Origin of the sequence: Rhizobium terrae (assembly GCF_003425685.1) — a bacterium.
Taxonomy (GTDB): domain Bacteria; phylum Pseudomonadota; class Alphaproteobacteria; order Rhizobiales; family Rhizobiaceae; genus Neorhizobium; species Neorhizobium terrae.
In genome coordinates this window covers 203,158-215,253 of sequence record NZ_QJKM01000014.1, presented here as the reverse complement: position 1 = coordinate 215,253, position 12,096 = coordinate 203,158, and the positions used below count along the sequence as shown (strand labels likewise).

Here is a 12,096-nt window from a genome sequence, read left to right as displayed (position 1 = left end):
TCACCCTGCATCCCTCTCGACAATGCAGGATTCACCGAAATCTCAATCGTCATCTATTGCTCCTCTCAAAACAGAGGGGTCACTTCTTTATGCCGTCCGGGGGTCAATTGTGCATGTCGCCCGACAACCCTGGCGCATAAGCTGCTTGTGGCGGGATTCCAGTTGCGACTGATCTCTTCTGTCGCATTGGCCAGAACGCGGGAGGCGCTTCATAACGGCTGGGACAAGAACGATCCGAAGGATGCACAGGTTATTCTGCATATGCTGCGGATCGGAGCAACCCAGGTCTACGTAGATCCGCTTGAAGCTGGCATTAACGATCTGCAGGAACTATCGAAGACCCACGAAGTCATTTCTAAAGCCAAGACGCAGACCTGGTGTCGGGCGAAGTGAGAAATTGACCCCCCCTATTGCCTCACCCAGGAATGTTACCAAAGTTTTGTTCGCTGAGATGGCCGTTATCTTCTCCTGCCGCAGGGGAAGATAACGGGGCGCCCTTGATCCAGTCTCCATCGAGAATAATCAGCCCGGCTGTTTCGATGCGCCAAGCCTTGACTGCCATTTGCACCGTCCGCAGGCTTCTCTTCGTGAAGCGTGACGGATCAGCGCTCATCAGACGCTCCAGGACCGAGGCTGCCGAGACCGCCGGATCCGCCTCAAGCCACGCTCGAATCTGGGGCTCGAATGGCTCCGGCAGGGAGCAGGCCTGTTCAAGCTCGACCTCCCGCAAACGCTCGGGGATTTGTCGAACGACTTGTCGGGGGCGATGCGAAAGCTTCTCACCGATCTGTTCAATGATCTGAGCCAGTTGGAGCAACGCATCGCCGACGTGACACGGGAGATCGAAGCTATCGCCGGTCGGAAGGATGTTGCACGGCGGCTCATGACAATTCCAGGCATCGGAGCTCTGGGCGCGACTGCGCTCCTCGCAACCGTTGGAAACGGCCGACAGTCCCGGAAGGCTCGAGATCTGGCGGCGTGGCTAGGCCTCGTGCCGAAGGAATATTCGACCGGCTGACGGACTCTACCAAAATTTGGAGGAGGATTTGGGTCTCAGGTCACACTTCAGCAAATGTGCATCAGAGCCAATTCTCGGTAGAAATCAACACCCTGCCCTATTTTAAATGCTGTCCATTTACATTTCGATATTTGCATCGTAGTCTTATTATAATGTCATTTTAAAATAATGCGACGATCAAGTGGGAACAAACGATCTATCCCGCCCGGCTTCTCTTGAGGCTCTGGAAAAACGCCTTGCGCTTGACTTGCTCTGGCTCAACCAGCCGCCGAAGGCCTGGCTTCCTCGGACCGAAGTCGATGGCACCGAGGTTCTGGACGTGGCTGTAATCGGGGCCGGTCTCTGCGGGCTGGTGACGTTGGCCGCCTTGAAGAAGGTCGGCATCGGCAATGTCCACGCCTTCGATCGCGCTCCAGAAGGGCGGGAGGGCCCCTGGATCACCTATGCGCGGATGGAGACGCTGCGCACCCGCAAGGACGCCGTTGGGCCCGCGCTCGGCATCCCTTCCCTGACTTTCCGCGCCTGGTTCGAGGCGCAATACGGCGCGCAGGCCTATCTCGACATGGGCCTCATCCCGCGTCCCATGTGGATGGATTATCTTGTCTGGTATCGACGAGTGCTCGGGCTTGATGTGGTCAATGAAACCGCCCTGTCCGCGCTCCGCTTTCGCGACGATGGCCTCATCGCTCTCGACTTAGACAGGGCCGGGACGACAGAGCAGGTGCTTGCCCGGCGCGTTGTTCTGGCGACAGGTCTCGACGGGCTTGGCGCTCCGACGCTTCCGGATGTCGCAGCGCGTATACCGTCGCGCTTCGTGAAGCACGGCGCCGATCTCATCGATATGGCTTCCTTAAAAGGCAAGCGTGTTTCGGTTGTCGGCGCCGGCGCATCGGCGATGGACAATGCCGCAGCCGCCTTGGAGGCGGACGCTGCGCGCGTCGACATCTTCGTGCGCCGTGTCGATATCCCGCGTGTCGACAAATTCACCGGGGTCGGCAGCCAGGGGATGACGCACGGATACGTCGGTCTGCCGGATGCGGACAAGTGGACCTACATGGTTGCCGGCGAGCGGGCTCAGATCCCGCCGCCACGCCACAGCGTGCTACGCGTCTCGCGTCATCCGAACGCCTTCTTTCATCTCGCAAGCCCGATCAGTGATCTCGTCGAGGCCGGTGATGCGGTGGACGTGGTGACGCCGAAGGGGCGTTATCGGACCGATCTGGTGATTTTCGCGACGGGCTTCTCGGTCGATTTCGGCAAGCGGCCGGAGTTTTCAGCGCTCGCCGACAAGGTCCTGCTCTGGCGGGACGCCTATGCGCCGCCTGCCGGCTGGGAGCATGAGGGTATCGGTTCCACACCCTATCTCGGTCCTTCGTTCGAGTTTCTGCCGAAGCCCGGGCTCGATCCCGGTCTTGCCGCCTCGGTTTCGCGGGTCGCCTGCTTCGCCTATCCGGCGGTTCCCTCGCACGGAAAGATCACCAGCGGGATACCTTCCATCAGCGATGGCGCGGCGCGCCTGGCGACGGGACTCGCGCGGTCGCTCTTCGTGGAGGGCCGGACCTACCATCTCGACCGCTTTCTCGCATTCGATACGCCGGAACTTCTGGGCGACGAATGGACGGATGCCGATATTGACGAGGATATGAGCATTGCCAATGGATGAACGACGTCCGGAGCTTCAGATTTTCTACGGAATCTCGTCGCCATGGGCCTATTTCGGCGCCCAGAGAGCCGTCGCGATTGCCGGTGAGAATGACGCGGGCGTGCGGCTCAGGCCGATCCGCATCATAGAAGCGAATGGCGGCATCCCGCTGCGCAAGCGTCCTGATGCGCGCCAGCTCTATCACGAGATCGAACTGCGCCGCTGGCGGGACTATCTCGGCATGCCGCTTAACCTGAAACCGAAATTCTACCCCTGCCGCACGATCGAGCCCGCTGCGCAGGCGGCGATCGCGATCCAGAGGGCGGGTCTTGACGCGATTTCCTTCTCGTTCGCCGTGCAGCGGGCGCTTTGGGCCGAGGACCGTGACATTGCCGACCTCTCCACGCTTCGCGAGATCGCGCGGGCAACGGCCGGCGAGGCGGCCGGAGGGCTCGTCGCCGATCCGCAGCCGGATGACATCGTCGCGGAGTGGCACGGCAATCTCGCGGACGCAGAGCGGCTCGGCATCTTCGGGACGCCGACCTACGTCCTCGGCAAGGAACTCTTCTGGGGGCAGGATCGCCTGGAGTTCGTCGACCGCGCCCTGAAAGCCAGCAACACCACTGAAATGCGTGAGGAAAAGGCGTGATGACCGACGCAAGAAAACTGCATGACGACGCGATCATCGTGGATGGCCTTCAGACCTGCCAGTGGAGCCGGTCGATCTTCGAGGAAATGCGCGCCGGGGGGCTGACTGCCGTCAACGTCTCCTCTCTTCTCTGGGAGAATTTCCGCGAAGGGATCGGTTACGTTTCCGAGTGGAGGCGCTTTCTGCGCGAGAACGACGACATCATCCGGCCGGTCCGCACGGTTGCCGATATCCATGCGGCGAAAGCTGAGAACAAGACCGGCATCATCATCGGCTGGCAGAACACCTCGCCTTTGGAAGACAAGCTCGACTACGTGGAGATCTTCAAGGATCTCGGTGTCGGCATCATGCAGCTTACCTACAATACTCAGAACTATTCCGGCGCGGGCTACCTAGAGGAGGTCGATAGCGGGCTCACCGGCTTCGGCAGGGAAGTGCTGGCGGAAATGAACCGCGTCGGTGTGCTCTGCGACCTCAGCCATGTGGGCGACAAGACCAGCGCCGACGTCATCGCCTATTCGAAGAGGCCTGTCTGCATCTCGCATATCCTGCCGCGGGCACTGCGGGACGTCAAACGCAACAAGCCGGACGAACTGTTCGTCGCCTGCGCCGAAAAGGGTGGCCTGATCGGCATCAGCCTGTTCGCGCCGGGCCTCGCGGCCGGCAACGACGCGACGGTGGAGGATTACCTGGATGCCATGTCTTACGTGATTGATCTCGTCGGTGAGGACCATGTCGGCATCGGCACGGATTTTTCGCTCGACCGGCCGCGTCCCGGTCCCTGGCTGCTCTGGGCCAACAAGGACAAGGGCACTGCGCGCACGCTGACCGAATTCGGCTCGGTGAAGATATCGAAGCCCAAGGGAATTGAGCGGATAACCGAGATGCCGAACCTGACGGCCCGCATGCTGGCGCGCGGCTGGAGCGAGGAACTGGTGCTCAAGCTTCTCGGCGGGAACTGGCTGCGCGTGCTCGACGCGGCCTGGACGCCGATGGCCTGATCTTCTCCGGCATGGACTGTCGGTAGGAGGAAATTGCCTCGGCTTATCGAGCGGGAGACCGCGTTTGCGGGATCAGGGAACTGCATGGGGATATAAGAACACACGCCATGCCTAAAACTGGAGAGACGGACATGACGATACGCATGCAAAACGGAATTTCGCGGATGTTCCTCCACGCCGGCATTATTGCCGCCGGCCTTGCCGCATTTGCCGGCGCGGCCGAGGCCCAGGACGCCTCAATCAAGGGAACGGTGAACATCGTCGGTTTTTCCGGCGTTTTCGCCGACAACTATCAGAAGTTCGTCATCGCTGCCTTCAAGGAGAAATATCCAGGCATCGAGGTGACCTACCAGCAGAGCAAGAATTCCGCAGAGACGCTCGCCCTTTTGACCCTTCAGCAGGCCGACCCGAAGATCGACGTGGCCCTGATCGACGTCTCGGTCGCCATAAAGGCGAACAAGAGCGGTATTTTCACCAAGCTCGATCCGGCCAAGGTCACGAGCCTTGCCGAGATGCCGGACTGGGCCCGCCTCGACGGCGACAAGGCGGTCGCCTTCTCGCAGGACAATCTGGCGATCCTCTACAATACCGACAGCGTGAAGCAGCCGCCGACGAGCTGGAACGATCTGACCGACCCGAAATACAAGGGCAAGATAGCCGCGAAGCTCGGCGATACGCGCGGCGTCATCCTGCTGCCGATCCTCGACAAGCTGAAGGGCGCCGACTACAAGGACAGCGTCGATCCGGCGATCGACATGCTCAAGGAAATCGCCCCGAATGTCTCGACCTGGGAGCCGGCGCCGGATTGCTACGCCGTCGTCCAGAGCGGCGAGGTGGACCTCTCCATCTGCTGGAACGGCCGAGCGCAATACCTGCATGACACGCAGGGCGGCAAGATCGCGGTGGCCGCGCCGAAGGAAGGCTCGATCGGCCAGACCAATACGATCGGTCTCGTCGAAAACTCCAAGAATGCCGAGGCGGCACAGCTCTTCATCAACTATGCGCTGGGCACCGAGGCACAGGCGACGTTCGCCGAGAAGAGCTTCTACGGACCGGTCAATACCAAGGTGACCCTGACGGACGCGGTTGCCGCGCGCATCTACGGCTCCAAGGAGGCCCAGGCCGCCCAGATGTCGCTCGACTGGAACTTCGTTGCGGACAAATATTCCGCCTGGATCCAGCGCATCAACCGCGAAGTCATCGCGCTCAACTGATCTCTCTTGAGGAAACTGGCCGTTATGGCTGATCATCACGTCATCATCGACAATCTCGTGAAGACCTATCCAGGCGCCCAAAAGCCTTCCGTGGATCACGTCAGCTTCTCGCTGCCGCGCGGCGAGATGCTGGCCCTGCTCGGGCCTTCCGGCTGCGGCAAGACGACGATCCTGCGCATGATCGCCGGCCTGATCGCTCCCTCCTCGGGCGCGATCAGGCTCGATGGCAGGGACGTTTCCGCCATTCCCGTCTATAAGCGGAACATGGGCATGGTCTTCCAGGCCTATGCCCTGTTTCCCCACATGACGGTCGCGGAGAACATCTCCTTCGGCCTCGAAATGCGCAAGGTCGGCAGGGCCGAGCGCGAGGAGCGCGTCAGGAAGGCGCTCGACCTTGTCAAGCTTGCCGGTTTTGGCGAGCGCAAGGTCAGCCAGCTTTCCGGTGGCCAGCAGCAGCGCGCGGCGATCGCCCGGTCGCTGGTGATCGAGCCGGAACTCCTGTTGCTCGACGAGCCGCTGTCGAACCTCGATGCGAAACTGCGAGACGAGATGCGCGATGAAATCCGCGACATCCAGGCACGCACCGGCGTTACCGCCATCTTCGTCACCCACGACCAGGACGAGGCGCTTTCGATGGCCGACCGCCTAGCGGTCATGTCGGCAGGAAAACTCGAACAGATCGGAACCCCGCTTGACATCTTCGATCGGCCGCAGACTCATTTCGTCGCGTCCTTCATCGGTGCTGGAACATTCTTCGAGGGCAGAGTCGCCGGACCGGGCCTTGCGGAGGTTGACGGTCTGCCTCTGCTTCATTTTGCCGGTGAAGCCGCGATCGGATCATCGATCAAATTGATGGTGCGGCCCCACCGATTGCTTCTTGCGGGAGAACCAGGCCAGCCGAACAGCTTCAGCGGTGTGGTCGAGCATATCGTCTATCGCGGCCAGATCCTGACGCTGAGCGTACGCTGCGGCAGCCGCGTGCTGCAGGCCGATCTGCCGACCCATGCGGGTGTCCTGCCAAAGAAGGGCGACAATGTCACACTGACTGTTGCGCCCGATGACGTGACCCTGATCGGTCGGGAGGCTGCATGAGCGCCGCCGTGACAGCGCCTGCGAGCGGCGCGCCGGCCGCCTCGCGAGGCATCCTCCTGATACTGCTTCTGCCCGGCCTCGTCGCGCTGATCATCACCTTCCTGCTACCGCTCCTCTGGTTGTTGCGCGCCTCATTCGCCTCTTCGGCCGTGGGAGCATTGAGCGGCGGCGACTGGACATTGGAAGCTTACACCACCGTGCTGTTCGATCCGTTCTACTGGCGGGTGGCCTGGAATACTCTGGTTGTCGGCTTCAATGTCGCGATCTTCGCCGTGATCCTATCCTATCCTATCGCGCTTTTCCTTGTCCGGACGCAAAGCCGCTTTCGGGGCGTGCTGACGGCGCTTGCGGTGGCACCCCTGTTGACGTCGTCTGTCGTCAGGACCTATGGCTGGATGGTGATCCTCGGAGACCGGGGCGTCATCAACAGCACGCTGCAGTCGCTGTCGCTCACTGATGGCGTCATCCGCCTCACCAACAACAGCTTCGGCGCCACCGTCGCGCTGATCGAAATCCTGATGCCCTATGCGATCCTCGCCATGCTCAGCGGCTTCGGCCGACTGAATGTTCAACTGGAGGAGGCGGCCGCGATGCTCGGGGCAAGCCGGCTCAAGGTGTTCACGCGCATCGTCCTGCCGCTCAGCCTGCCCGGCGTGCTGACGGCAGCGCTCCTCGTCTTCGTGCTGGCGATTTCCGCTTTCGTGACGCCTCGGCTGATGGGGGGAGGGCGCGTCTTCGTTCTCGGCACGGAAGTCTTCAACGAGGCGACGGTGACGCTCAACTGGCCGCTGGCGGCGGCGCTCTCGGTCATGCTGCTCGTGCTGTTCAGCAGCATCATTCTTCTCTACCAGCGTGCGCTGCGCGCGCTCGAAGTGTGAGGCCGGCCATGCAGAACAATTCACTCATCGGCCGCGTCGCCTGGAACACGCTGATCACGCTGCTCTATCTTTTCCTGCTGGCGCCGATCGTCATCGTCTTCATCATCTCCTTCGACACGCGCCAGTATCTGGCCTTTCCGCCGGAAAGTCTGTCGTTCGGCTCCTATGTGAAAGTGTTCGAGAATGTGAAGTTTATCTCGGCCTTCTGGCGGAGCCTGGCGATCGGCGTGATCGTCGGCGTCGTGTCGGTTTCGGCCGGCATGCTCCTGTCGCTGTCGCTGGTGCGCTACAAGTTCCGCGGCAAGGCGGCGGTGAATTTCCTCATCCTCGCGCCTTTCCTCGTGCCGCATATCGTGCTGGCGGTGGGCATCATGCTGGTGATCGCACCGATCGGCCTGCTCGACAGCTATCCTGGCATCGTGCTTGCCCATCTCGGCATCACAATCCCTTACACGGTACGGACGATCACCATGAGCCTGATGGCCGTCGACACGCGTGTGGAAGAGGCGGCGCTGGTACACGGGGCGTCTCCGGCCATGGTCTTCTGGCGCATCACCCTGCCGCTGGTGCGTCCCGGCCTGATCGCCGGCGCGGTGATCGCCTTCCTGATCTCCTTCGACGAGGCGACGATTTCGCTCTTCATCGTCTCGGTCAAGGCGTCCACGCTGCCGACCGAAATCTATCATTACCTCGAATACTCCACCGATCCGCAGATCGCCGCGCTTTCCGTCATTCTGATCCTGATCTCCATCGGCGTCGTGGTCGCGGTCGAAAGATTGGTCGGCCTGCGCAGGGCAATATAAGGTCGGCATGACAATCGTCGAAACAACGGGCGGTCCCGTCGAGGGGTTTCGGGAAAATGGATATCACGTCTTTCTCGGGGTCCCTTATGCTGCGCCGATCACGCCGGAGCGGCGCTTTGCGGCGCCGCAGCCGGTGCCCCGGTGGTTTGGCATCCGCTCTGCCAGGACGCTCAGCGCAGTCTGTCCGCAAATCCCGACCTACGGTCCCGTAGGCAAGGCGGCCGCGTCGAAACTGGAGTTCGGCACGGACTTCCTGACGGTCAATATCCGGACGACATCGGTAACCGGTTCCGTTCCGGTACTTGTCTGGATCCATGGCGGCGGCTATGCCGTCGGTTCGGCGAACGAGGCCGTTCTGCAAAGCGGCGCCTTTGCGGCCAGTGGCATCGTTGAGGTCACCGTCAACTACCGGCTGGGCGCGCTCGGCTTCCTACATCTGAACGACGGTTCGCCGGACAACCGCGGCCTGCTCGATCAGATCGCCGCGCTTCAATGGGTTCGCGATAATATCGGAGCCTTCGGCGGTGACCCGAAGCGCGTCACCTTCGCGGGCCGTTCCGCCGGTGGCTTCGCGATTGCGGCGGTCATGGCCATGCCGGCGGCGCATGGTCTCTTCGCCAGGGCGATGCCCCAAAGCGGAGCGAGCACCGGCATTTCCACGATGAACGATGCGAAGAAGCTCAATCGTCGCATGCTCGACTATTTGCAGGTGACTGAGGCAGAGCTGCGCGACATGCCCTTCGAGACTCTACTGGTCGCGCAGCGCGATCTCTGCAACGAATCCTACGAACGGCATGATTTCGATCGCGACGGCTCCGCGTCGATGCTGGGCGTACCCTTCGTCCCGGTCATCGACGGCATCTCCCTTCCGCGGCATCCGGAAGCCGCCGCAGCGGATGGTGAAACCATCGCCGTGCCGATGATGATCGGATGTACGACCGGCGAATACGTGACCCATGCGACGGCACAGCCGGACATGGATTTCGAGATCGCGGCAAGCCTGCTGCACGAACGCGTGCGACCGATGGGGCTGACCGGCAGCGAAATCGTCGAGCGCTATCGGCGTGCGTTGCCGGATCATTCTCCACGTGGCATCTGGCGCGCCGTCGGGGGCGATCTCGTCTTCCAGAACCCGGCGACGCGCTTCGCACGACTGCATGCGGTCCGCCAGCCCGTCTACAAATACCTCTACGGGCCGATAGGCGCAGACGAACTCGGAGCGCCGCATGGCGCCGAAGTCGGCGAGGTCTGGTACCGGCGCGGCATGGACGTCAGTCATCTAGCGACGCGACAGGCCGTCACTCAACCGAATTTCGCGACGGCTGTTCACGACGTCTGGGTTTCTTTCATTCGCGACGAGATGCCGAAGTCGCCGGCCGGCGACTGGCCCCACTATTCGGCCTCGCAGCCAAAGGTGCTGCATATGGATGGCGGGGATTTTCGTGTCATCGCGGCCCCCTTCGATGGGCGCACCGCGCTTTGGAGCACCGCGAGCGCGTGAAAAGGATCGCGCGACCGCTCCCGCCGACAAAAGCCCGTTCCGAACCGGACTGGTTCGCCAAGGATAAGATGGCTATACACACCACGTTGTTGAATGCTGGAATGTCACTCGTCAGGGCGAAAACGGGAAGCCTCATGCCTCCGGAATATCTTGATACCCGCCAGTTGGAGGCCTTCGTGGCCGTGATGTCGATCGGCAGCATGACGGGGGCCGCCAAGGCGCTCGGGAAATCCCAGCCGGTGGTGACGAGGCTCATTCAGGAACTGGAACAGGAACTGGGTTTTCCGGTGCTGCATCGCAACGGACCACGGATCGCCCCGACCGAGCAGGGGGTCGCCTTTTTCTCTCAGGCAGAACTGTTCCTCAGTGGGCTGCGCACCATCAGCGAAAGGGCCCGGCAGATCGAAACTGCTCAGGCGAAGGCGGTGGAGCTTGCATCGATCCCGGCGATCGCCGCGAGTGTCATCCCGCTTGCGTTGCAGGAGTTGCCAAAGGAACTCTTTCCCGAACATGTTCATGTGCAGAGCATCGCTTCGGAGAATGTCGTTCAGACGGTTCTGGCGCGAACGGCCGATGTGGGCGTTGCCAGCCTGCCGCTCGACAACCCGGGTATCGACGTCCACTGGATCGGGGAGGTGCCATGCGTGGCCGTCGTGGCCGCCGGCGACGACCTGGCGGAGAAGGACATCCTGCAGCCAGCCGATCTGAACGGCCGCCGGCTGATCGCCTCGGCAAATCCCTATCGGCTGCGGATGCGCATCGACCGCGCCTTTGTCGAGCATGGCATTAAGCCCGGCGGGGTGATCGACAGCAACGCCACCTATGTCTCGCTTTCGCTGGCGCGCGCAGGCCTCGGAGTGGCGATCGTCGAATCGGTCACCCTGAGCGGGCTGCCGATCAAGGATGTCTCCGTCATTCCCCTGAGTTTCGATGTCCCATTCCATTGGGGCGTGATCACGGCGACGGGACTGCCGCTGTCGGCGACCGTCCGGCGATTGATCGATGCGATCGAGCACCAGGCGTCGAAGCTGACCAGGTTTCGCAAACACGACAGCTTGCCGACGGTCTAGCTGGCGATCACCGCGAAACAGCAACGCCCTCTTGCCCTGAAATGAACGCGATACACGAGGCGCAGCCAGTCCGGTTGCGCCTCCTATGTCCATTTGAAGTCTCGTTGGACGACGGCGCCTCGAATGCATGCCGAGAGTTCGATTGCCAAGCCTGAAGCACATTTTATAGGCAGTGTTTCTTGTTGCCTCAAACCTGATTATGCATTAAACGAATTGACATTGATCGATGCTGCAATTTGCGCATTATGGGTTGGCGATGGAAATCAAGCAGCTCGAAGTCTTTCTGGCGGTCATATCTGCGGGCAGCATCACTGCCGCGGCGCGCCTTTTGGACCGTTCGCAATCCCAGGTGACGCGGCTTGTCCAGGAGCTGGAGGCCTCTGTCGGGTTTCCGCTCTTCGAACGGAATGGCCCGCGCATCACACCGACGTCCAAGGCGATTGCCTTCCATGCCGATGCGGAACGTTTCCTGACCGGGATCGGTCAGCTCCAGGAGCGGGCGAAGACGATCGCGTCGGCGGAGCTCGGCCCCATCGAGATTGCCGCGATCCCGGCTTTCGCGAGCGGTCTTCTTCCCCTGGCGCTGGCCGAGATGCCGGAAAGCCTGCTTCCCCGGAACATCCATCTGCGCAGCATTTCGGCCGAGGCCGCGGTCCAGTCCGTACTTGCCCGGACGGCTGATCTCTGTGTTGCGTCGCTGCCAGTCGAGCATCCCGGTCTTGAAGTGCATGGCCTCTTCCAGTCGCCTTGCGTAGCGGCGGTCGCGGTGGATGATCCTCTGGCCGCCAAGCCGACGATTTCCATGGATGATTTCGCCGATCGTTGCCTGATCACCATGGCGAACCCCTTCCGCCTGCGCCGCCGCGTCAACCAGGCGCTTGAGGTTGCCGGTGTCCGGCCATCGCGCATCGTAGACACCAACGCGGCGCTCAACGCGTTGCAACTCGCGGCGACCGGCTTCGGCATCGCGATCGTCGAGCCCGCTACCGCCTATGGCATCGAGCTGAAGAATGTCGAAATCCGCCCGCTGGACATGAACGTCCCGTTTCTCTGGGGGATTTTTTCGGCGGCTTCCAGGCCGCTTCCGGATGGCGTCCTCGAGCTCATCCAGTTGATCATCAGGATTTCAGCAGCCCGCATGCCCGGTTTCATCGCGCATGATCCGGGCCATATCGAACGCGTTGCCGATGCCACGTTCGGCGCCGGCCAACAGGCACAGGAGCATTGA

At 61.7% G+C, this 12,096-nt stretch carries 10 protein-coding genes and 2 pseudogenes; all 12 read left to right on the top strand.

Features of this window, described 5'->3' with window-relative positions; all coding sequences use genetic code 11:
* Window positions 1-129: 129 nt before the first annotated feature.
* A pseudogene (locus DMO26_RS24725) lies at window positions 130-372 on the top strand (IS110 family transposase); the annotation flags it as partial.
* Between the two features lie 316 nt (window positions 373-688).
* A pseudogene (locus tag DMO26_RS34980) lies at window positions 689-1,015 on the top strand (transposase); the annotation flags it as partial.
* Window positions 1,016-1,199: 184 nt separating this feature from the next.
* Window positions 1,200-2,681 carry an FAD/NAD(P)-binding protein gene (locus DMO26_RS24710; RefSeq protein WP_162895051.1) on the top strand — a complete coding sequence of 494 codons (1,482 nt, stop codon included), beginning with the start codon at window positions 1,200-1,202 and terminating at the stop codon, window positions 2,679-2,681.
* Window positions 2,674-3,309 carry a 2-hydroxychromene-2-carboxylate isomerase gene (locus DMO26_RS24705; RefSeq protein ID WP_117194825.1) on the top strand — a complete coding sequence of 212 codons (636 nt, stop codon included), beginning with the start codon at window positions 2,674-2,676 and terminating at the stop codon, window positions 3,307-3,309. Before DMO26_RS24710 ends, DMO26_RS24705 begins: the two co-directional genes overlap by 8 nt.
* Window positions 3,309-4,310: a dipeptidase gene (locus DMO26_RS24700; protein ID WP_205421260.1), complete on the top strand. Its 1,002-nt coding sequence runs from the start codon at window positions 3,309-3,311 to the stop codon at window positions 4,308-4,310. Before DMO26_RS24705 ends, DMO26_RS24700 begins: the two co-directional genes overlap by 1 nt.
* Before the next feature lie 131 nt (window positions 4,311-4,441).
* The gene (locus DMO26_RS24695) at window positions 4,442-5,524 is read left to right on the top strand and encodes an ABC transporter substrate-binding protein (protein ID WP_117194823.1); all 1,083 of its coding nucleotides are present in this window, start codon (window positions 4,442-4,444) and stop codon (window positions 5,522-5,524) included.
* A 24-nt stretch (window positions 5,525-5,548) separates the two neighbouring features.
* Window positions 5,549-6,616, top strand: coding sequence for an ABC transporter ATP-binding protein (locus tag DMO26_RS24690; protein WP_117194822.1), 1,068 nt, complete (start codon window positions 5,549-5,551; stop codon window positions 6,614-6,616).
* A complete protein-coding gene (locus DMO26_RS24685; RefSeq protein WP_117194821.1) occupies window positions 6,613-7,494 on the top strand; it encodes an ABC transporter permease in 882 nt (293 codons plus the stop codon). The genes DMO26_RS24690 and DMO26_RS24685 overlap by 4 nt, the downstream gene beginning before the upstream one ends.
* A gap of 8 nt (window positions 7,495-7,502) precedes the next feature.
* Complete coding sequence (locus tag DMO26_RS24680; RefSeq protein ID WP_117194820.1) at window positions 7,503-8,297, top strand: ABC transporter permease; 795 nt, start codon at window positions 7,503-7,505, stop codon at window positions 8,295-8,297.
* A 7-nt stretch (window positions 8,298-8,304) separates the two neighbouring features.
* Window positions 8,305-9,798, top strand: coding sequence for a carboxylesterase/lipase family protein (locus DMO26_RS24675; RefSeq protein ID WP_117194819.1), 1,494 nt, complete (start codon window positions 8,305-8,307; stop codon window positions 9,796-9,798).
* Between the two features lie 134 nt (window positions 9,799-9,932).
* On the top strand, window positions 9,933-10,868 hold the full coding sequence (locus DMO26_RS24670; protein ID WP_117194818.1) for a LysR family transcriptional regulator: 936 nt from the start codon (window positions 9,933-9,935) through the stop codon (window positions 10,866-10,868).
* A gap of 256 nt (window positions 10,869-11,124) precedes the next feature.
* Window positions 11,125-12,096 carry a LysR family transcriptional regulator gene (locus DMO26_RS24665; RefSeq protein WP_162895050.1) on the top strand — a complete coding sequence of 324 codons (972 nt, stop codon included), beginning with the start codon at window positions 11,125-11,127 and terminating at the stop codon, window positions 12,094-12,096.

Excerpts from the sequence above, each read along its gene's own strand:
- DMO26_RS24705 (WP_117194825.1), top strand. The coding sequence starts at position 2,674 with ATGGATGAACGACGTCCGGAGCTTCAGATTTTCTACGGAATCTCGTCG.
- DMO26_RS24700 (WP_205421260.1), top strand. The coding sequence starts at position 3,309 with ATGACCGACGCAAGAAAACTGCATGACGACGCGATCATCGTGGATGGC.
- DMO26_RS24695 (WP_117194823.1), top strand. The coding sequence starts at position 4,442 with ATGACGATACGCATGCAAAACGGAATTTCGCGGATGTTCCTCCACGCC.
- DMO26_RS24690 (WP_117194822.1), top strand. The coding sequence starts at position 5,549 with ATGGCTGATCATCACGTCATCATCGACAATCTCGTGAAGACCTATCCA.
- DMO26_RS24685 (WP_117194821.1), top strand. The coding sequence starts at position 6,613 with ATGAGCGCCGCCGTGACAGCGCCTGCGAGCGGCGCGCCGGCCGCCTCG.
- DMO26_RS24680 (WP_117194820.1), top strand. The coding sequence starts at position 7,503 with ATGCAGAACAATTCACTCATCGGCCGCGTCGCCTGGAACACGCTGATC.
- DMO26_RS24675 (WP_117194819.1), top strand. The coding sequence starts at position 8,305 with ATGACAATCGTCGAAACAACGGGCGGTCCCGTCGAGGGGTTTCGGGAA.
- DMO26_RS24670 (WP_117194818.1), top strand. The coding sequence starts at position 9,933 with ATGCCTCCGGAATATCTTGATACCCGCCAGTTGGAGGCCTTCGTGGCC.
- DMO26_RS24665 (WP_162895050.1), top strand. The coding sequence starts at position 11,125 with ATGGAAATCAAGCAGCTCGAAGTCTTTCTGGCGGTCATATCTGCGGGC.